This is a genomic window from Rhodococcus sp. (in: high G+C Gram-positive bacteria), assembly GCF_049299235.1.
Lineage (GTDB): Bacteria > Actinomycetota > Actinomycetes > Mycobacteriales > Mycobacteriaceae > Rhodococcus.
This window is the reverse complement of record NZ_JBAQXC010000132.1, coordinates 1-18,697: the sequence shown is the minus strand read 5'-3', so window position 1 is coordinate 18,697 and position 18,697 is coordinate 1. Positions and strand designations below refer to the sequence as shown.

Annotated in this window: 21 protein-coding genes; 9 read left to right on the top strand and 12 right to left on the bottom strand. The window is 66.9% G+C overall.

The window, feature by feature from the left end:
- Positions 1-105 precede the first annotated feature (105 nt).
- A complete protein-coding gene (gene radA, locus WAX14_RS08215) occupies positions 106-1,494 on the top strand; it encodes a DNA repair protein RadA (protein ID WP_422627594.1) in 1,389 nt (462 codons plus the stop codon).
- Positions 1,495-1,691: 197 nt separating this feature from the next.
- Here radA and WAX14_RS08210 read toward each other — a convergent pair whose 3' ends face one another.
- A complete protein-coding gene (locus tag WAX14_RS08210) occupies positions 1,692-2,345 on the bottom strand; it encodes a fasciclin domain-containing protein (RefSeq protein ID WP_422627593.1) in 654 nt (217 codons plus the stop codon).
- A 178-nt stretch (positions 2,346-2,523) separates the two neighbouring features.
- On the opposite strand from WAX14_RS08210, the gene WAX14_RS08205 reads away from it, so the two are divergent.
- Positions 2,524-4,098, top strand: coding sequence for a molybdopterin-dependent oxidoreductase (locus WAX14_RS08205; RefSeq protein ID WP_422627592.1), 1,575 nt, complete (start codon positions 2,524-2,526; stop codon positions 4,096-4,098).
- 316 nt (positions 4,099-4,414) lie between these two features.
- Positions 4,415-4,891 (top strand): GNAT family N-acetyltransferase, encoded by a 477-nt coding sequence (locus WAX14_RS08200; protein ID WP_422627591.1) that lies wholly within the window; start codon positions 4,415-4,417, stop codon positions 4,889-4,891.
- A gap of 336 nt (positions 4,892-5,227) precedes the next feature.
- Here WAX14_RS08200 and WAX14_RS08195 read toward each other — a convergent pair whose 3' ends face one another.
- Together WAX14_RS08195 and WAX14_RS08190 are read right to left on the bottom strand one after the other, a co-directional pair.
- The gene (locus tag WAX14_RS08195; protein ID WP_422627590.1) at positions 5,228-5,443 is read right to left on the bottom strand and encodes a hypothetical protein; all 216 of its coding nucleotides are present in this window, start codon (positions 5,441-5,443) and stop codon (positions 5,228-5,230) included.
- Positions 5,444-5,533: 90 nt separating this feature from the next.
- The gene (locus tag WAX14_RS08190; RefSeq protein WP_422627589.1) at positions 5,534-5,986 is read right to left on the bottom strand and encodes a MarR family winged helix-turn-helix transcriptional regulator; all 453 of its coding nucleotides are present in this window, start codon (positions 5,984-5,986) and stop codon (positions 5,534-5,536) included.
- A 336-nt stretch (positions 5,987-6,322) separates the two neighbouring features.
- On the opposite strand from WAX14_RS08190, the gene WAX14_RS08185 reads away from it, so the two are divergent.
- Positions 6,323-7,192, top strand: coding sequence for an alpha/beta fold hydrolase (locus WAX14_RS08185; RefSeq protein ID WP_422627588.1), 870 nt, complete (start codon positions 6,323-6,325; stop codon positions 7,190-7,192).
- A 171-nt stretch (positions 7,193-7,363) separates the two neighbouring features.
- Here WAX14_RS08185 and WAX14_RS08180 read toward each other — a convergent pair whose 3' ends face one another.
- Positions 7,364-7,915 carry an LLM class flavin-dependent oxidoreductase gene (locus WAX14_RS08180; protein WP_422627597.1) on the bottom strand — a complete coding sequence of 184 codons (552 nt, stop codon included), beginning with the start codon at positions 7,913-7,915 and terminating at the stop codon, positions 7,364-7,366.
- Positions 7,854-7,991: an LLM class flavin-dependent oxidoreductase gene (locus WAX14_RS08175; protein WP_422627596.1), complete on the bottom strand. Its 138-nt coding sequence runs from the start codon at positions 7,989-7,991 to the stop codon at positions 7,854-7,856. Before WAX14_RS08175 ends, WAX14_RS08180 begins: the two co-directional genes overlap by 62 nt.
- Before the next feature lie 40 nt (positions 7,992-8,031).
- Here WAX14_RS08175 and WAX14_RS08170 point away from each other — a divergent pair, with 40 nt between their 5' ends.
- Positions 8,032-8,253: a hypothetical protein gene (locus WAX14_RS08170; protein ID WP_422627595.1), complete on the top strand. Its 222-nt coding sequence runs from the start codon at positions 8,032-8,034 to the stop codon at positions 8,251-8,253.
- A gap of 98 nt (positions 8,254-8,351) precedes the next feature.
- Here WAX14_RS08170 and WAX14_RS08165 read toward each other — a convergent pair whose 3' ends face one another.
- Positions 8,352-8,912 (bottom strand): PaaI family thioesterase, encoded by a 561-nt coding sequence (locus WAX14_RS08165; protein ID WP_422627587.1) that lies wholly within the window; start codon positions 8,910-8,912, stop codon positions 8,352-8,354.
- Between the two features lie 98 nt (positions 8,913-9,010).
- Between WAX14_RS08165 and disA the strand changes: the two genes are divergently transcribed.
- Positions 9,011-10,093, top strand: a complete 1,083-nt coding sequence (gene disA, locus WAX14_RS08160) for a DNA integrity scanning diadenylate cyclase DisA (protein WP_422627586.1) — start codon at positions 9,011-9,013, stop codon at positions 10,091-10,093.
- A gap of 10 nt (positions 10,094-10,103) precedes the next feature.
- Here disA and WAX14_RS08155 read toward each other — a convergent pair whose 3' ends face one another.
- Together WAX14_RS08155 and WAX14_RS08150 are read right to left on the bottom strand one after the other, a co-directional pair.
- Complete coding sequence (locus tag WAX14_RS08155) at positions 10,104-10,841, bottom strand: hypothetical protein (RefSeq protein ID WP_422627585.1); 738 nt, start codon at positions 10,839-10,841, stop codon at positions 10,104-10,106.
- Positions 10,842-10,937: 96 nt separating this feature from the next.
- On the bottom strand, positions 10,938-11,555 hold the full coding sequence (locus WAX14_RS08150) for a carbonic anhydrase (protein ID WP_422627584.1): 618 nt from the start codon (positions 11,553-11,555) through the stop codon (positions 10,938-10,940).
- A 94-nt stretch (positions 11,556-11,649) separates the two neighbouring features.
- On the opposite strand from WAX14_RS08150, the gene WAX14_RS08145 reads away from it, so the two are divergent.
- A complete protein-coding gene (locus tag WAX14_RS08145; RefSeq protein ID WP_422627583.1) occupies positions 11,650-12,579 on the top strand; it encodes an A/G-specific adenine glycosylase in 930 nt (309 codons plus the stop codon).
- Here WAX14_RS08145 and WAX14_RS08140 read toward each other — a convergent pair.
- Positions 12,531-13,283 carry an alpha/beta fold hydrolase gene (locus tag WAX14_RS08140; RefSeq protein ID WP_422627582.1) on the bottom strand — a complete coding sequence of 251 codons (753 nt, stop codon included), beginning with the start codon at positions 13,281-13,283 and terminating at the stop codon, positions 12,531-12,533. The two genes, WAX14_RS08145 and WAX14_RS08140, sit on opposite strands and share 49 nt — an antisense overlap.
- 31 nt (positions 13,284-13,314) lie before the next feature.
- Here WAX14_RS08140 and WAX14_RS08135 point away from each other — a divergent pair, with 31 nt between their 5' ends.
- Complete coding sequence (locus tag WAX14_RS08135) at positions 13,315-13,620, top strand: antibiotic biosynthesis monooxygenase family protein (RefSeq protein WP_422627581.1); 306 nt, start codon at positions 13,315-13,317, stop codon at positions 13,618-13,620.
- A gap of 79 nt (positions 13,621-13,699) precedes the next feature.
- Here WAX14_RS08135 and WAX14_RS08130 read toward each other — a convergent pair whose 3' ends face one another.
- A complete protein-coding gene (locus WAX14_RS08130; RefSeq protein WP_422627580.1) occupies positions 13,700-14,401 on the bottom strand; it encodes a DsbA family oxidoreductase in 702 nt (233 codons plus the stop codon).
- Between the two features lie 63 nt (positions 14,402-14,464).
- Positions 14,465-14,902 (bottom strand): OsmC family peroxiredoxin, encoded by a 438-nt coding sequence (locus tag WAX14_RS08125; protein WP_422627579.1) that lies wholly within the window; start codon positions 14,900-14,902, stop codon positions 14,465-14,467.
- A 145-nt stretch (positions 14,903-15,047) separates the two neighbouring features.
- On the opposite strand from WAX14_RS08125, the gene WAX14_RS08120 reads away from it, so the two are divergent.
- Positions 15,048-15,644 carry a TIGR03086 family metal-binding protein gene (locus WAX14_RS08120; RefSeq protein WP_422627578.1) on the top strand — a complete coding sequence of 199 codons (597 nt, stop codon included), beginning with the start codon at positions 15,048-15,050 and terminating at the stop codon, positions 15,642-15,644.
- 138 nt (positions 15,645-15,782) lie between these two features.
- Here WAX14_RS08120 and WAX14_RS08115 read toward each other — a convergent pair whose 3' ends face one another.
- The gene (locus WAX14_RS08115; protein WP_422627577.1) at positions 15,783-18,326 is read right to left on the bottom strand and encodes an ATP-dependent Clp protease ATP-binding subunit; all 2,544 of its coding nucleotides are present in this window, start codon (positions 18,324-18,326) and stop codon (positions 15,783-15,785) included.
- Positions 18,327-18,697: the final 371 nt, after the last annotated feature.

Sequence of the window (18,697 nt, the reverse complement as noted above, 5' to 3'; positions counted from 1 at the left end):
CAACTGCTCGCCCGGCCCCGCGTCTTTCACACCGTGCATCGCTGCCGGTCGAACATCACTGCCGGTCGAACGTCACTGTCGGTCCGTGGCTCTATCCTGCTGCGCGTGGCCAAGACGAAATCGATCTACCGTTGCAGCGACTGCGCGCACACCGTCGCAAAATGGGTGGGGCGCTGCCCCGAGTGCGGTACCTGGGGATCGATGGACGAGACCGCGGCCGTTCCCGCTGCGGTCGCCGCGAGGCCGGGAACGTCGCTGGCGCGGGCCGGCGCCGCCGCAGTCCTGCCTACCACACCCGCCACTCCCCTGACGCTCGTCGACGGCAGGGCCACCCATGCCAAACCCACCGGGATCGCCGAACTCGACCGGGTGCTCGGCGGCGGCGTGGTTCCGGGTTCGGTGGTCCTGCTCGCCGGCGAACCGGGAGTCGGCAAATCCACTCTGCTCCTCGAGGTCGTGCACCGCTGGGCGCAGCGCAGTCCCGACGACCGCTCGCTGTACGTCACCGGAGAAGAATCCGCAGGTCAGGTGCGACTGCGTGCCGACCGTACCGGCTCGGTCCACGAACGTGTGTTCCTCGCCGCCGAATCCGATCTCGCGACGATCTTCGGGCACGTCGAGCAGGTGAAACCGACCCTGCTGGTCGTCGACTCCGTGCAGACGATGCTCGCCGCCGATGTCGACGGGGTCTCCGGGGGCGTCACCCAGGTGCGTGCCGTCACCAGTGCCCTGACCTCACTCGCCAAGGCCAGCGGTGTCCCCGTACTGCTCATCGGCCATGTCACCAAGGACGGTGCGGTCGCCGGACCACGGTCGCTCGAACATCTCGTCGATGTCGTGCTGCACTTCGAAGGCGACAAACACTCGACGCTGCGCATGGTGCGCGGCGTGAAGAACCGATTCGGGGCCGCCGACGAGGTCGGCTGCTTCGAACTGTCCGAGGGCGGCATCGCCGGGGTCAGCGACCCGTCCGGCCTGTTCCTGCAGCACCGTACCGACGAGGTCGCCGGAACCGCGATCACCGTGACGATGGACGGCAAACGTCCGCTGCTCGGCGAGTTGCAGGCGCTCGTCGTCCCGACCCACAATCCGTCGCCGCGGCGCGCGGTGAGCGGCCTCGACTCGGCGCGGGTGGCCATGGTTCTCGCGGTGCTCGAACGTCACTGCAAGATCCCGCTGGGCAAGTGCGATGTGTACGCGTCGACCGTCGGCGGGATGCGCATCACCGACCCGTCCGCGGACCTCGCGTTGGCTCTCGCGGTCGCGTCGGCCGTGCGGGAGCGGCCACTGCCCGCGGGCACGGTGCTGCTCGGTGAGGTCGGCCTCGCGGGTGAGGTCCGTCGGGTGGCCGGTGTTGGGCGGCGGCTCGCGGAGTCCGGTCGGCTCGGGTTCCCCCGTGCGCTGGTCCCCCGCGACACCGACGGCGTGCCCAAGTCCGTGAAAGCGACCGAGGTGGGCAATGTGGTGCAGGCTCTCGCAGTGCTGCGAAACTGAGTTCGGTGCCCGGGTTCCGTGCCCGTCACTGTCGTTTCTCGTGATCCGGAGCACCGCCGCCTGGACCGATGTGGGTATTCCGGTGCCGCCGGCGGCCGGCAGCGTCGGCTGATCACGAGCCGCAGGTCCCGGCGGAACCGGACCCGGCGGATCGCGATCGCCTCCCGAGTTCGACGTCCGCCGGCGGCCGCTGTGAGTTACTGCGCCGGCGGCATCAGAACCGAGTCGATCAGGTAGACGGTCGCGTTGGCGGTCTTGACCCCGCCGCACACGACTGCGGCATCGTTGACCTTCAGGTCGTCGCCGGACCCGGTGACGGTGACGGTGGAGCCTTCGGCGGTGGGGTGGGTGCCGTCGACATCGGCGGGCGCGAGCTGGCCCGGAACGACGTGGTAGGTCAGGATCGCCGTCAGCGTCGCCGAGTCCGTCTTCAAGGATTCGATGGTGGCCGGGTCGATCTTCGCGAACGCGGAATCCACCGGGGCGAAGACGGTGAACTGGCCGCCGTTGAGGGTGTCCACCAGGTTCACGTCCGGGTTCAGCTGCCCCGACACCGCCTGGGTGAGGGTGGTGAGCATCGGATTGTTCGACGCGGCTACGGCGACGGGGTCCTGGGCCATGCCCTCGACGGACCCGGCGCCGGTGGGGACCTGCGCGGCGTAGGCGGCGCATCCCGGCCCGACCAGGTCTGCGGCGGGCGAGGCGGCCATCTCCGACGACGTCGTGCTGCTGGACTGCATAGTGGTCGTCTCCGGCGTGGTGGCGGTGTCGCTGTCGGAGGAGCAGGCGGACAGTCCGAGGACCGCCACAGCGGCGAGACTGACGGTAGCGGCGGTGCGGTACATGATCATCGTGAATTCCCACTTTCATCGTTCCCTGGGTGGGATCAGCACTGCGCTGATGTCCCGGTGTCATCAGGGTTTCGGTGCCGCCGGCGATGCGGATGGGTGCGAATCTCGAGAAATTTCCCGGCCGGCGCCGGACGCGATCCGCACCCATCCGAGTCGACTGCCGCTGCGAATCGTTGACATGACGACTCACCTGCACCGAGGTCCCGATCCGGCCGGTCCGCGGTGGCGGACGCTGCCGACGCGGGCGCTGGCGGGCGTACTCGCCGCCGCTGTCGTGCTCGGGATCGGTGAACTGGTTGCGGTTGCAGTCGCGTCCGGCTCGTCGCCGTTCTTCGCGGTCGGATCGACGACAGTGGACCGGAGCCCTTCGTGGGCAAGGGAATTCGCAATCGACACGTTCGGCACCAATGACAAGCCTGCCCTGTTCATCGGCATGAGCGTCACGATCGTGACGCTCGCCGCGATTGCGGGCGTCGTCGAACGAACCCGGCGACCCTACGGCAGCGCGATCCTCGCTGCTCTCGGGGCGGTCGGGGTGTACGCCGCGCTCAGCCGCCCCGGCGCGACGGTGACGTACGCGCTACCGACCGTCGTCGGCGTGATCGCCGGGATCCTGATCCTCCGGGTGTTGACCACCCGGGCACGCATCCTCGACGACCCCGAACAGTCCGGCGAGCCGATGTCGCGGCGCCGGTTCCTGGTGCTCGCCGCCGGGGTGGCCGCGGCGGCGACCGCTGCGGGCACGATCGGACGGCACCTCGCGGACACCGTCGCCGGGGCGGTCCGCGACCGGATGGCCTTCCTGATCCCGACGGTGGCGGCAGCCGACCGGGCGCGGCCTATTCCGCCGGGCACCGACACCGCGACACCGGGTGGCACCTCGTTCGTCACCGGCAACGACGTCTTCTACCGCATCGACACCGCCCTACAGGTGCCGATGCTCACCACCGACGACTGGCGGCTGCGGATCCACGGCATGGTCGACCGCGAGATCATCCTGAACTGGGATGACCTCGTCGCTCGCACCCCGATCGAACGCGCCGTCACGCTCACCTGCGTCTCCAACGAGGTCGGCGGCACCCTCGCCGGCAATGCCGTCTGGATCGGCTACCCGATGAAGGATCTGCTCGACGAGGCCGGCATCCATCCCGACGCGGACATGCTGCTCTCGACGAGCGTCGACGGGTTCACCGTCGGCACCCCGATCTCGGTGCTGCGCGACGGCCGGGACGCGATCCTCGCGGTCACCATGAACGGGCAACCGCTGCCCTTCGAGCACGGCTACCCGGTCCGGCAGGTGGTTCCGGGACTGTACGGGTTCGTCTCGGCCACCAAGTGGGTGGTGGACTGGGAGGTGACCCGGTTCGACCGAGCGACCGCATACTGGACCCGGCGTGGCTGGGCGGAGCAAGCACCGATCAAGACGGCGTCCCGGATCGACGTTCCGGCTTCGTTCGCCCGGGTCGCCGCCGGCGAGGTGCTGGTGGCAGGCACCGCGTGGGCGCAGCAGCGCGGCATCGCCCGCGTCGAGGTCCGCGTCGACGACGGGCCGTGGCACGATGCGACCCTCGCCGAGGAGTACTCGATCGACACCTGGAGGCAGTGGACGTGGCGGTGGCGGGCCGCCCCCGGAACCCACACACTGCAGGTGCGTGCCACCGATCTGGGCGGCGCCGCGCAGACCGAACAGCGGGCCGCCCCGATCCCCGACGGCGCCACCGGGTGGCACACCCGAACCGTCACCGTGATGTGATCCGGGAAACGCTGTTCAATCGCAGTTCGCTCGCCATCCGGCAGGGTGGGACGCCAGCCGTACTGCCGCCAGAACGCTTCGCGCCTGGCCTGGGTCATCGGCTCGTCGTACATCAGCGGCGATCCTTCCGAGCAAGTCAACGATTCTCCCCACGATGATGTCTACCGAGCGGTCCCGACACGTATGTCCGCCGGCACCGGCGTTGTCGGCACATGGCGTGGGACACGGGACGCGATCGGCCGGGGGACCGGCATGGTTTCGCCGCCGGCCTAGCCGGTCGAGTATGCACCGGTAGAAGCTGGAATAGTCCACACACATGGACTCGGTTGTGACGCTCTCGGAGTGGGACGCTGGTGAGCTGCTGACGTTGCAGCGGGCTGCGTATGTGACCGAGGCGCAGGCCCATGACGACGTAAACCTTCCTCCACTGGTGCAGTCCCTCGACGAGGTGGTGTGCGAACTGGCGCAGCCCGACGTGCGCGCGTTCGGGTTGCGCGATGGCTCCGGCCGTCTCGTCGCCGCAGTGCGCGTGCATCTGTCGCCGGATCATCGCATCGCCGAGTTGGGGCGGCTGGTTGTGGCCCCCGACCTGCAGGGCCGGGGTCGGGGCAGTCGACTGCTCGAGTTAGTGGAGCAACGGCTTCCGGGACAGGTCACCGATTTGCGGTTGTTCACCGGTGAGCACAGCCTCGGCAACCTGCGGCTCTATTCCCGATTCGGGTACCGGGAAACGCACCGCACCCCGACTGCGAGCGGCTACGCACTGATCCATCTCGCGAAACGAGTGCGATAGCCGAGCACCTACCGTGGCCTGCCCACCAGCCCGCGAGCAGGTCCTCGGCGTCGCGGGTGGGCACCAGCACCGGCGGATAACCAGCGGGAATAGCCGCAGGCCATCGTCAACACCGGCAGTGTCGTCGGGGTCCGGATCGGCCGTGGCCAACGGGCCGGGCGATCGGTGGGAATCAGAAGTTGCATTGGCGATTTCCTCGGGCAGGTAGATGGTGCGTGATCCCGGTCCTTTCGTCACTCTGGTTCGAAGCCGCACCATTCGATCGGGTTCGTCGTGCGTAGACGCACCCAGCGCTCGGCAAGGCACTTGAAGCACTCGAACAGCAATGTCGGTCGGTCAGTGTTCTCGTGCGTCGGCGTATGTGGGAAAGCGTTCGATCATCGCGGCGTCGAACCCCTGCCCGCGGTCGGCGGAATCCCAGTTGTGGAACGTGTTTCGGCGCAGGTACCACTGCATCAGTGCTGCCGCGTCCTCGACCTGGCCGTTGACCACGGACAATGCGACGGCAGCCCGAAGGAGCACTGGGTCCGGGTTCTCCCGATCCCCAGTCATCCTGCGTGGACGATGTCCGTGTAGCTGGGATCCGTCCCGTCGGACGACGTTCGAGAAGGTCAGGGTTGGGGAGGAGCCTACCGCGAGGAGCTACTGCAGTAGGTCCTTCGCTATCTGTTCGATTTCGAGGACACTGTCGAACAGGGCTTCGCCGATACCGGCACGCAGCTTGGACTCGATGTTTGCAGCGAGAGCGTCGGCGTCCTCGATGGCCTTCGCTCCGAGCGTGGTCAGCCGCACCTCAACAAGTTTCCGATGCATCGGGGACGGTCGACGACTGATGAGGCCCTTGTTTTCGAGGGTGGACAGCATCGTGGCAGTCGCTTGCGGGGTGCCCATCCCAGTTCGGGCGAGTTGCGCCGCAGAGGTTGGCTCGAGGTGCCTGACCGACAGGAGAGTCGCATACTGCGGCACGGTGAGATCGAGTGGACGCAGCGCCGAAGCCTTCGCGTCGGTGATCAGCCGTGCGATTCGGCGAATGTGGGTACCGACGCGGTCGTCGAGCACCTCGGACAGAGCATTGTTGTCAGCCTCATTCGTCACCGAATACTTCTCCTTCATCTGCGCATACGTCGATGTATCAACGTATTGCCACCTGGGGGCTCGCGCCAGTTCGATCGCCGCGCCGACAGCACGTTCCGGGCGTCGCCCTCGATGGTCCCAACCTGTCCGACCCTGGCCCGAGCACACTCTCGGCACGCGGCGCCGCGAGTAACCCAGCATCCGCACGAGTTCAGATGCAAAATATTGATAGTTATCAACTAGTTGATATTCTCGCCTTGTTGTTCGACGGAAGACGAAGCCGAAAGACGCCCGCGCCACGAGGCTTTGGTGCGCCACGACGACTCGGTCGCTACAGGGAAGAGGGGCTACATACCCATGATCGGATCCCAGGCAGAGGAAATCACCTACGAAGGGAGCAAGAGGGAAGTCGTCACCGACAAGGGGGTCTTGCGATATCACGAGGCCGGGGACGGCCCTCCCCTGCTACTGCTGCACGGGTCGGGGATCGGAGTGAGCGGTTGGCGCAACTACAGAGGAAACCTGGGCGTGTTCGCCCAGCACTTCCACTGCTACGTGCTCGAATTTCCCGGGTTCGGTATCAGTGACCCCGTGAACGGCCCCCCAGTCGTCACAGCCGCTGCGTCGGTGACGCGGTTCATGGACGCACTCGGTATCGAAACTGCTGTGATGATCGGCAATTCGATGGGCGGTATCGTTGGCGCCCAGGTCGCGATGCGGCATCCCGACCGAGTCGCGAAGCTCATCACTATCGGTGGTGTCGGTCCGAACATTTTCAGCCAGAATCCCAGTGAGGGCACTCGCCTGCTGCGGGACTTCGCCGACGAACCCAGTCGCGAGAAGCTGGTGCGTTGGCTCAACTGCATGGTCTACGACCCTGCCGTTGTCACGGAGCAACGTATCGAAGAGCGGTGGGAGACCGCGAAGGACCCCGCATCCCATAAGACACTTGCCGCGATGTACGGATCGGAAGCGGCTGCCGCGCAGCAGCTCGCGCTCGAAGCCTCGGATGCACCACCGTATTGGTCGATGATGCGGAAGGTTCAGTGCCCGACACTGTTCACCTGGGGACTCGACGACCGGCAGTGCCCACCCGACATGCCGCTCGTTCCGCTGCGATTGGCGCCCAACGCCGAGCTCCATATCTTCCCGAACTGCGGCCACTGGGTGATGATCGAGGCCAAGGAGGCATTCGAGCGGATCGCCCTCGAGTTCCTGCGTCGCTGAGGATGTCGAACGCGGTCTGCGAGGCGGCCGAACAGTGATCGCCGCCCGGCCGCCGAGCACGCCTGGGCTCGCAACGTCCTCACCCACCAGATTGCCCCACACCTGCCCCAGCCGAGTCGGACCTGGCCCGGCAACTCGTCTACGACCCGTTCATGTTCGACTCCCTCGACGTCACCGACACCGCACACGGCGCCGTCGACGAGCACTGACCGGAAGCCGTGGCCGCCACGCTCGCGCATGCCCCCACCAGGTCGCGCCCGCCTCGCGGCACTCCTCGACGATCACGGTGTCCTCGGGGCTGTCCGTGCGACCGAATCGGATCACGTCCAGGGGCGCGCCGGGGTCTCGTGCGCCCTTGACTTTATCGACCATCACTTTCAGATCGGCGGGTTCGACCTCCAGACCGTAGGCATCGGCACAGATCATGCCGTCCCAGCGTGCCGCACGGGCGAGTGGTTTGACGGCGGATTTGGTTGCCGCTGTCCATATCGGTACGCGGGGACGCTGCACGGTGGGTGTGAATCCGGTCGTACTCACCTGGCAGTGCGGGCCGTCGTGTTCGACAGGGCTACCGCTCCAGAGTTGATCGAGGACGGTGAGTGCCTCGTCGAGTTTGCCTGCGCGCTCGGCGGCGGTGCCGACGTCTCCGCATGCGGAATAGTCAGGGAGTGCGGCGTAGCCGGCACCAGCGCCAAAAAAGGATTCGGCCCGAAGAGAGTTGATCCAAAGTGCTCACTTCCCTGGCGAGCTTGGCGACGTTGCGTCGCGGCACCGGAGTGACGAGTGCTCCGAGCCGGATCGACCACCGGCCGATCCGTAGCTGCCACCGGCGCCGGCCGATGGGCGCCCGGCACCCGCCCGGGCGCGGCTACCACGACACCGGTTCGGTGGCAGCGGCCCTGACGCTCCTCGTGGAAAAGATCACCCGGCGGATGCGCGCGTCCGATCGACTGGGCCACACGGTTGTACTGCGACTGCGGTTCGCCGACTACCTACGCGTCACGCGGTCGCGCCCGCTACCGGCCGATCGACCGGCACGCCCTCGACGCGGTGCTCGATGACGTCCGTTACCGGTTCGGCTCCGGATCTGCGACGCCGGCGACGCTCCTCGGCCGGGATCAGCGTCCCGGCGTGCCACTCCTACCCGACTGACCTCGGCCTATATCGACGACGTGCCGTGCGGGGAGGTCGGGATGCCGTCGACGAAATCCTTGCCCTGATCGAAGTGCTCGAAGTCGACCGTGAGGAACAGCCCACGCGAGGTGGCGACGACGACGTCGGGATCGGCCATCGGACCGTCCACGATGCGGGCCTCCGAGTTCGTGTACACCTTCCGGCGCACCATGCCGTCCATCCGGGCACGGAACTCGAGTACCGAACCGAGCGGAATCGGACGCGCGAAGTCGACCTCGAGGTGACCGGTGACGACCGGGCGCTGCAACACCATGCATGCCATGCCCTGAACCTCGTCGAATGCGCTGGTCAGAATGCCGCCGTGGATGAATCCGGGCCCGCCCTGATAGTAGGTGGCGACGTCGAGGCGGCCGGAGACCTCGAACCCGTGTCCGACCGTGCAGTGCATCTTCAATCCGCCCGGCTGGTCGTCGCCGCATCCGAAGCACTTGCTCCAGTGCTGAGGCAGCGCCTCGCCCGGCTGAGGATAGTTCTCCGGGATCGCGGGGAGAGCGAGGTCATCGGGCAACGTCCACGTACTACTCACGACGAAGTAATGTAGTTCCGCGTTCGGCTGCGCTCGCCGGGTAGGCCGTTCAATTGTGATTGCCGCCGCATCCCGGCCGCACGGGAGGAGATCAGGTCTTGACCGACGTGCCGTCCGCGACGCTGCGCGACGCGATCTCCCGTCTCGCCCCCGGCACGGCCTTGCGTGACGGACTCGAACGTATCCTGCGCGGCCGAACCGGAGGACTGATCGTCCTCGGATTCGACGAGCGGGTCGCAGCCCTGTGTGACGGCGGTTTCGAGCTCGACGTTCAGTTCGCGCCGACCAGACTGCGCGAACTGTCGAAGATGGACGGCGCTGTCGTCGTCTCCACCGACGGCAGCCGCATCGTCCGCGCCAATGTCCAGCTCGTCCCCGATCACCGCATCCCGACGGTCGAGTCGGGGACTCGGCATCGCGCGGCCGAGCGCACCGCGATCGACACCGGCTATCCGGTGGTGTCGGTGAGCCAGTCGATGAGCATCGTCAGCGTCTACGTCGCCGGGCACCGGCACGTCATCAACGATTCCGCGACGATCCTGTCCCGCGCCAATCAGGCCGTCGCAACCCTGGAGCGCTACAAGGCGAGGCTGGACGAGGTCACCCGCCAACTGTCGATCGTCGAGATCGAGGACTTCGTGACGCTGCGCGACGCGCTGACCGTCGCCCAGCGACTCGAAATGATGCACCGACTGGCGGTCGAGATCGAACAGGACGTGCTCGAACTCGGCACCGACGGCCGGCAGCTCGCCCTACAGCTCGAGGAACTGGTCGGCGACAACCAACTGGCACGGCAACTGATCGTCCGCGACTACCTCGCCGGGACCGAGGCGCCGTCGTCCGCCGACGTCGAACGCACCTTGGACGTGCTCGGCCGATTCACCGACGTCGACCTGCTCGACCTGACGGTTCTGGCCCGCGCCTTCGACTATCCGGGGACGATCGAGGCACTCGACACGGCGATGAGCCCCCGCGGATACCGGGTGCTGCATCGGGTGCCGCGCCTGCAGACCGCGCAGATCCATCGTCTGGTCGGATCATTCGGGACGCTGCAGGGACTTCTCGCGGCGACGGCGGCCGACCTGCAATCCGTCGACGGTATCGGCGCCCTGTGGGCCCGATACATCCGCGAAGGCCTGTCCCGGCTCGCGGAAGCGTCGATCAACGGTCCCTACGACTAGAGAGTTGCGATCACGCGATGTTGAACGGCTCCGGGGTGCTGCGCAGCCCGCCGAGTTGCCCGACGACGCTGAACGCGCCCGGACCGACCGGCTCGCGCGGCGCCTGGCAACCGGGCGCCGACGTGGTGCCGGACCACTTCACCGAGAACGCTGCCTGATCGCCCGGTTCGAGCGCACGCAGGTCCGCGGTCGATTCGGGGAAGCAGTCGGCATTCGACCACAGCCGTGTCGCCCCGTCCAGGCTGTAGACCATCACCTGCTGTAGACCGGCCCCGAGGTCGCGCTCGCACCGGTCGGTACCGATGTTCGTGATCACGATGGTGAACGCGGGTTCGTCGCCGACGCGATAGTTCGGCTGATCCGCGGTGACCCGGACGGCCAGCGACTGGTCGGGACACTGCCCCGCTGCGACCGGCACCACTGCCGTCCCCGATCCAGTGGTTTCGGGCGGCGACGTCCCTTCCGTGCCACCGCCAGCGCCCGATCCACCGCCAGCGCCCGATCCACCGCCAGCGCCGCCCCCCGACCCCGCCGCCGAGGAATCGACAGGGGTGGTCGTCGGGGTCGTTGTCGTCGAGGTGACGTCGACGGCGGCGGCGGTGTTCTCCGCCTCCGGATCGTCGCCTCCACCGGCCAACGACAGCACGAGCCACACGACCAGCGCCAGCACGACCGCGCCGACACCGACAGCGAGCACGCGGCGACGCCAATAGATCTCAGGGGGCAGCGGCCCGTTCGGTTCAAGCACGCCTCCACGGTAGGTGGAGGTTCGGGCCGAGGCCACACCGAGCTCGGCGTGTCGCGTCAGTCGGCCGTCACAACTGCGACGCGGCCATGCGACCGATCAGGCCCCGATGTCGCCGATGTGTCCCTGCAGCTTCACGTGGCCGTCGTCGAGCTTGTACGTCACACCGACGATTGCGCAACGGCCGTCGGCGATGCGCTCGGCGATGATCCGTGAACGCTCGGCGAGGAGCTTGCCGGTTTCCACCACGTGAGCACCCTCCAACTCGTCGACCGTGGAGAGGCCCTCCTTGCGGCCGATCAGGATGGACGGAGCGACACGCTCGACGATGCTACGGATGAAACCCGAGGGGATGTCGCCGTCGTCGAGCGCCTTCAGAGTTGCCCCGACCGCGCCACAACTGTCGTGCCCGAGCACGACGATCAGCGGAACATCGAGAATGTCCACGGCGTACTCGATGGAACCGAGAACCGAACTGTCGATGACGTGACCGGCGGTGCGCACGACGAACATGTCACCGAGGCCCTGATCGAAGATGATCTCGGCGGCCACCCGGGAGTCACCGCACCCGAACAGGACCGCGGTGGGGTGCTGGCCGTTGACGAGTTCTGCTCGCCGCGCGATGCCCTGGCTGGGGTGGAGGGGGCTGTCGCTGACAAACCGCTGGTTACCCTCGGTCAGGGCCTTCCAGGCGGAGATGGGATTCGAATTCGGCATGTCCGCATTATCCACCCGGGCATGTGACGGGAACCGCCCGGAGGGGTTTTTCGGGTGTGAACAACACTTCACATGGTGAGAGTAGGAGCCGAGAGTGCCCGTCGATTCGACTGCGTTGCTGCGCTGGTACACCGCCGAGGCACGCGATCTGCCGTGGCGGCGCGAGGGCATCACAGGGTGGCAGATCCTCATGTCGGAGGTGATGCTGCAGCAGACTCCCGTCGCCCGGGTCGCACCGATCTGGGAGCAGTGGGTGCAACGCTGGCCGGTGCCGTCGGCAATGGCCGCCTCGAACCAGGCCGACGTGCTGCGCGCCTGGGGCAAACTCGGCTATCCGCGCCGGGCGCTGCGTCTGCACGAATGTTCTCGGGTGCTCGCAGCCGACCACGGCGATGTGGTGCCGACCGACGTCGACACGCTGCTGACTTTGCCCGGAGTCGGTGCATACACCGCACGGGCAGTCGCGTGCTTCGCGTACGGGCAGCGGGTACCGGTCGTCGACACCAACGTGCGGCGGGTTGTCGCCCGGGCCGTGCACGGCCGGGCGGAACCGGGCAACCCGTCGACCACTCGCGATCTCGCTGATGTCGATATCCTGTTGCCCCGCAACAAGTCTCGCGCAGCGACGTTTTCCGCCGCGCTCATGGAACTCGGCGCGACCGTGTGTACCGCACGCACCCCGGACTGTGGACGCTGCCCGCTGCCGGACTGCGCGTGGCGCGAAGCGGGCAGCCCCGCCCACGACGGTCCGCCGAAGAAGGTACAGAAGTTCGCCGGAACCGACCGGCAAGTACGCGGAAAGCTGATGGCGGTGCTACGCGGGAGCGCGCGGCCGGTTCCGCGATCCGCGCTCGACGTGGTGTGGCTCGCCGACCCCGGTCAGCGCGACCGCGCATTGCACTCATTGCTCGTCGACGGACTGGTGGAGCAAACCGACGACGGAAGATTCGCCCTGGCCGGCGAGGGCGAGTCGGATCAGGCCGGGTCCAGTCCGGCGAGGAACGCTTCGACGGCGGCCCGGTAGTCGTCGGGTCGATCGTCGTGCACGAGGTGCCCGGCACCGCAGACACGCACGTAGCCGGTTCCGGGACGCTCGTCCCGCATCCGCTGCATCTGCCCCTCGGGGGTGATGGTGAACTCCCCTTCGAGCAGCAGCGTCGGTGCTGTCACGGCGCGCCACTGGTTCCAGAAGTGCCGGGTGCCCCATTCCTCGGAAATGTCACGGAAGGTAGCGACGTCACCGTGCAGATACCAGCCGTCCGCACGCCGGTCGAACGAGTCGAGGAAGTACTGCCCGGCGACCGGCCCGAAATAGTCGTAGACGGCGGCCTCGGTGGGGAACGGTTGGGGCCACGCCCCGATCACCGCGGCCCAGTCCGCCGCTGTCCGACCGCGAAAGTCCGGGGCCATGTCCTCGACGACGAGAGCAGCGACTCGGTCCGGATGCTCCGCGGCCAGGCACCACGCGTGCAATCCGCCCATCGAATGCCCGACGACGACGAGCGGTTCGTCGAACCCTGCGGCGTCGAGGTGATCGGTCAGATCGGCGACGAACCCCTCGGTGGACAACTCGTCGGGAGCCGGCCGTCCGTGCGCGGCAGCATCGAATGTGTGGACGTGCCCGTGGTCGCGCAGCCACGGCACGTGACGCCGCCAGGTGCGGGCGCTGCCCATCAACCCGTGCAGCAGCAGGATCGGCCGTCCGGAACCACCTTCGTCGTGCAACACACCCGCCAAGGTAGCGGAGTAGGCTCGCGCCATGGCAGTCGTGAAGATCAACGCAATCGAGGTCCCCGAGGGCGCAGGCCCCGAACTGGAGAAGCGGTTCGCGAGTCGCGCGGGCACGGTGGACAAATCCCCCGGATTTCTGGGATTCCAACTGCTGCGCCCCACCGCGGGTGAGAACCGCTATTTCGTGGTGACCCAGTGGGAGTCCGAGGATGCGTTCGCGGCGTGGCGCGACGGCGATGCCCGTGCCGCCCACGCCGGCGAAGCCAAGAAGCCGGTCGCGACCGGCGCGTCGCTGCTCGAATTCGAGGTCGTCCTCGACGTCAAGAAGGCCTGACGCCACATCTACCGAACCACCGGACAGCCGCGCGCGTTCTCACGCGCGCGGCTGTCGTATCGGTGAGTGAACGTCACGCTCAGAGCACGCAGCTGTCGCCTTGTGCCTCGTCGACGACAGGACCGCTGTGGTCTGCGTCGTCGATCGCGCGCTGCAACAGCGCGAGGAACACATCCTTCGGTTGCGCTCCCGATACCGCGACGGCCCGGTTCGCAACGAAGAACGGCACACCACTCACTCCGAATGTGCGAGCCTCGAGCAGATCCGCACGGACCGCATCAGCGCCCGCGTCGCCGTCGAGACCGGCGCGAACCTCTTCGTGGTCGAGGCCCGCGGCCGCAGCGATCCGCACGAGCGTGTCGACGTCATCGACCACCTCACCGTCGACGAAGTGCGCACGGAACAGTGCCTCGAGCAAGTAGTCACGCCGCTCACCGGCCAGGTGCAGCAACCGGTGGGCGTCGAAGGTGTTCGCCGCGATCACAGTGGTGAAGTCGATGTCGAGGCCATCCTGCGCGGCAACGTTCGCGACGTGCGCGAACATCTGCTGCACCTGCTCGGCCGGCATTCCCTTCATCTCGACCAGCGCGTCGATCTCGGGACGTCGAAGTCCCGCCGGCGTGTCCGGCGCAAGCTGGTACGAACGCCAGGTCACCGACACGCGGTCACGATGCTCGAACTCGGCCAGCGCCTCAGTGAACCGCCGCTTACCGATGTAACACCAGGGGCACGCGATGTCGGACCAGATCTCGATCCGGGCCGTGTTTCGTCGAGAATTCACGTGCCTGTGCAACAACCCGCAGCGCCGTGCGATTCCCGCGGCCGTGAAATTCCCGCTAGGACGTCACTCGAGCGCTGCGTCGAGACTGATCTCGACGCCGGTCAGCGCCTTGCTCACCGGGCATCCCGCCTTGGCGGCCTGCGCCGCGTCGGCAAACCCGGCGGCGTCGAGGCCTTCAACCTCACCGCGCACGGTCAGGGCGATGCCGGTAAGCCGGAAGCCACCCGCCGGATCAGGGCCGAGCGAGACATCGGCAGTCACGTCGAGGCTCCGAGGTGTTCCACCCGCCTCCGCGATCAACGCGGACAACTGCATCGCGTAGCACGACGAATGCGCGGCGGCGATCAACTCCTCCGGGCTGGTGGTGCCCGCGGCGTCGTCCGCCGAGCGTTTCGGGAACGACACGTCGAACGTGCCGCGACCCGAGCTGGTCAGTTCCACCTGCCCGGAACCATCCTGGAGGCCACCGTTCCATGCGGTGCGTGCGGTGCGTGTCGGCATTGCGTAGTCCTCTCGTCGCGAACGAACCTGTTCGTTGCCGAACCTACGCCGCGGCAACGAACACGGCACCCGATCCGGAGTACCTCGACAACTCCCGATGGCACCAGGACCGAACCTGTCCTCAATCGAATCGATGATGTTCATCATGACCACGACGACAGCAGATCCCCGTCCCCTCTTCCGCACCGCGCTGGCCTGGGCGCACGACCTGTTCACCGGTGTCACCCCCGACCGCCTCACCGACCCCACCCCGTGCACCGACTTCGACGTCCGCACCTTGATGGGCCACCTGACCGCGACCGTCGAACGCGGACGCCTCCTCGGCCTCGGCGAAGACGTGACCGACGCACCCGAAGTGATCACCGGCATCGACGACGACGCCTGGCCCGCCACCCTGACCAGCACCGCCGACAACTACTGGCACGTGTGGAACAACGCTGCAACTCTCGACCGCGAGGTGGTCGCGCCGTGGGGGACGTTCCCGGGCCGCACGGCGATCCTGGTCTCGCTGAACGAGGTTCTCGTCCACGGCTGGGATCTCGCGATGGCGACCGGACAGCCCGCCGAAGCCGACCCGATTCTCGCGGAGGCCGCACTCGCGATCATGCAGAAAGCTCTGCCGGAAACGCCCCGCGGCGGCTTCATACCGTTCGGCCCGGTCGTACAGTCCGCGCCGGGCGCCGGCGCAACCGAACGGCTCGTGAACTGGACCGGCCGAGAAAGCACATCCTGGCGCAACTGACAACATGGCGCAACTGACACCCTGGCGCAACTGACAACATGGCGCAACTGACACCCCGGCGCAACTGACGACAATGGGCGGCACCCTCTCCGGGGTGCCGCCCATTATCGTGCCGTCTCGACTACCAAGTCCAGCTTTCTACTGGGCTTCCGCCTCACCCTCGACGGTCTTGGCCAGAGCAACCGCCGGGGAGTCCGGCACCTCGGCCGGCTTCTCGCTCGGTGTGAACGTGAACTTCGCGTTCTCGCCTGCTCCTTCGCCGTCCCAACCATCGACGTCGACGAGGATGATGTGGCCCGGGCCGATCTCACCGAAGAGAATCTTCTCGGACAACTGGTCCTCGATCTCGCGCTGGATCGTCCGACGCAGCGGCCGCGCACCCAGCACCGGATCGAACCCGCGCTTGGCGAGCAGCGACTTCGCCTTCTCGGTGAGTTCGATCCCCATGTCCTTGTTCTTCAACTGGGTCTCGACCCGGCCGATCATCAGGTCGACCATCTCGATGATCTGCTCGCGCGTGAGTTGGTGGAAGACGATGATGTCGTCGATGCGGTTGAGGAACTCCGGACGGAAGTGCTTCTTGAGCTCGTCGTGGACCTTGTTCTTCATCCGCTCGTAGTTCGACTGGTCGCCGGAGCCCGCGGTGAAGCCGAGGCCGACAGCCTTCGAGATGTCGGCTGTGCCCAGGTTCGAGGTGAAGATCAGCACCGTGTTCTTGAAGTCGACAGTGCGTCCCTGACCATCGGTGAGACGGCCGTCCTCGAGCACCTGCAGGAGAGTGTTGTAGATCTCCTGGTGAGCCTTTTCGATCTCGTCGAACAGGACGACGGAGAACGGCTTGCGGCGCACCTTCTCGGTGAGCTGCCCGCCTTCCTCGTATCCGACATACCCGGGAGGCGCACCGAACAGACGCGACGCGGTGAACCGGTCGTGGAACTCACCCATATCGATCTGGATGAGTGCGTCGTCATCACCGAACAGGAAGTTCGCGAGGGCCTTGGACAGCTCGGTCTTACCGACACCGGACGGACCGGCGAAGATGAACGAGCCGGACGGGCGCTTCGGGTCCTTCAGGCCGGCACGAGTCCGGCGGATCGCCCGGGCGACGGCCTTGACGGCGTCCTCCTGGCCGATGATCCGCCTGTGCAGCTCGTCCTCCATGCGGAGCAGACGCGTGGTCTCCTCCTCGGTGAGCTTGAACACCGGGATGCCGGTCCAGTTCGCGAGGACCTCGGCGATCTGTTCCTCGTCGACCTCCGCGATGACGTCGAGGTCACCCGCACGCCACTGCTTTTCACGCTCGGCGCGCTGCGCGACCAGCTGCTTCTCCTTGTCGCGCAGGCTGGCGGCCTTCTCGAAGTCCTGCGCGTCGATCGCGGATTCCTTCTCACGACGGGCGTCGGCGATCCGGTCGTCGAACTCGCGCAGGTCCGGCGGAGCGGTCATCCGGCGGATACGCATCCGCGCGCCGGCCTCGTCGATGAGGTCGATGGCCTTGTCCGGCAAGAAGCGGTCGTTGATGTACCGGTCCGCGAGGGTCGCGGCGGCGACGAGCGCCTTGTCGGTGATCGAGACACGGTGATGCGCCTCGTACCGGTCGCGCAGACCCTTCAGGATTTCGATGGTGTGCTCGACCGTCGGCTCACCGACCTGCACCGGCTGGAAACGACGCTCGAGCGCGGCGTCCTTCTCGATGTACTTGCGGTACTCGTCGAGGGTCGTCGCTCCGATGGTCTGCAGCTCACCACGTGCCAGCTTCGGCTTGAGGATCGATGCGGCGTCGATAGCGCCCTCGGCAGCACCCGCACCGACCAGCGTGTGGAGCTCGTCGATGAACAGGATGATGTCGCCGCGGCTGTTGATCTCCTTGAGAACCTTCTTCAGGCGTTCCTCGAAGTCACCTCGGTAACGGGAACCGGCGACCAGCGAACCGAGGTCGAGGGTGTAGAGCTGCTTGTCCTTGAGGGTCTCGGGAACCTCACCGTTGACGATGGCCTGTGCGAGGCCCTCGACGACGGCGGTCTTGCCGACACCCGGCTCACCGATGAGCACCGGGTTGTTCTTGGTACGCCGGGACAGCACCTGCATGACCCGCTCGATTTCCTTCGCACGGCCGATGACCGGATCGAGCTTGCCTTCGAGCGCAGCCTGGGTGAGGTTGCGGCCGAATTGATCGAGCACCAAAGACGTCGACGGGGTGCCGGCCTCGCCACGGCTCGTGCCGGCTTCCTGCGGCTCCTTGCCCTGGTAGCCCGAGAGCAACTGGATGACCTGCTGGCGGACCCGGTTCAGGTCGGCGCCGAGCTTGACGAGCACCTGAGCTGCAACGCCCTCGCCCTCGCGGATGAGGCCGAGGAGGATGTGCTCGGTGCCGATGTAGTTGTGGCCGAGCTGCAGCGCCTCACGCAGGCTGAGCTCGAGCACCTTCTTGGCACGGGGAGTGAACGGGATGTGCCCGGAGGGAGCCTGCTGTCCTTGGCCGATGATTTCCTCGACCTGACTGCGGACGCCTTCCAAGGAGATTCCCAGCGACTCGAGCGACTTCGCTGCCACGCCCTCACCCTCGTGGATGAGGCCGAGGAGGATGTGCTCCGTGCCGATGTAGTTGTGGTTGAGCATCCTGGCCTCTTCCTGAGCCAGGACGACGACGCGCCGCGCGCGATCGGTAAACCTTTCGAACATCGCACTCCCTCACACTCTCCGGCCTGCGGATCCGATACGAGGATTGTTCCGGATCCGGCCGCCGCGTTTCGCTCCGGCACTCGAGTCGTCGTCGAACCGGCGAAGATTCCACGACCCCACTTGACACTCTAGTTGCCGCGGTTTCGGCCCGCTTCCCCTCCACTCGGTTCTGCGGTGTTCCGAAACCCGGTCACAAGTGCTAACGCTGCACGTCGCCGCTACGTTTCCGCAAGCTCTACGCCAGCAGCGAACACCCGCACGGAATACTTTCGGGGCGACGCGGTGTTGCCCGCCGGCCACTCGCGCCCGATTCGGCATCCGAATCCGGGCACACCAACCGAACCGTGTGGGCGTCACCCGAACCTTCGGGT

Coding starts and splice junctions, on each gene's coding strand:
- WAX14_RS08210 (WP_422627593.1), bottom strand. CDS start 2,345: ATGATCATGTACCGCACCGCCGCTACCGTCAGTCTCGCCGCTGTGGCG.
- WAX14_RS08205 (WP_422627592.1), top strand. CDS start 2,524: ATGACGACTCACCTGCACCGAGGTCCCGATCCGGCCGGTCCGCGGTGG.
- WAX14_RS08200 (WP_422627591.1), top strand. CDS start 4,415: ATGGACTCGGTTGTGACGCTCTCGGAGTGGGACGCTGGTGAGCTGCTG.
- WAX14_RS08195 (WP_422627590.1), bottom strand. CDS start 5,443: ATGACTGGGGATCGGGAGAACCCGGACCCAGTGCTCCTTCGGGCTGCC.
- WAX14_RS08185 (WP_422627588.1), top strand. CDS start 6,323: ATGATCGGATCCCAGGCAGAGGAAATCACCTACGAAGGGAGCAAGAGG.
- WAX14_RS08170 (WP_422627595.1), top strand. CDS start 8,032: ATGGGCGCCCGGCACCCGCCCGGGCGCGGCTACCACGACACCGGTTCG.
- WAX14_RS08150 (WP_422627584.1), bottom strand. CDS start 11,555: ATGCCGAATTCGAATCCCATCTCCGCCTGGAAGGCCCTGACCGAGGGT.
- WAX14_RS08135 (WP_422627581.1), top strand. CDS start 13,315: ATGGCAGTCGTGAAGATCAACGCAATCGAGGTCCCCGAGGGCGCAGGC.
- WAX14_RS08125 (WP_422627579.1), bottom strand. CDS start 14,902: ATGCCGACACGCACCGCACGCACCGCATGGAACGGTGGCCTCCAGGAT.
- WAX14_RS08120 (WP_422627578.1), top strand. CDS start 15,048: ATGACCACGACGACAGCAGATCCCCGTCCCCTCTTCCGCACCGCGCTG.
- WAX14_RS08115 (WP_422627577.1), bottom strand. CDS start 18,326: ATGTTCGAAAGGTTTACCGATCGCGCGCGGCGCGTCGTCGTCCTGGCT.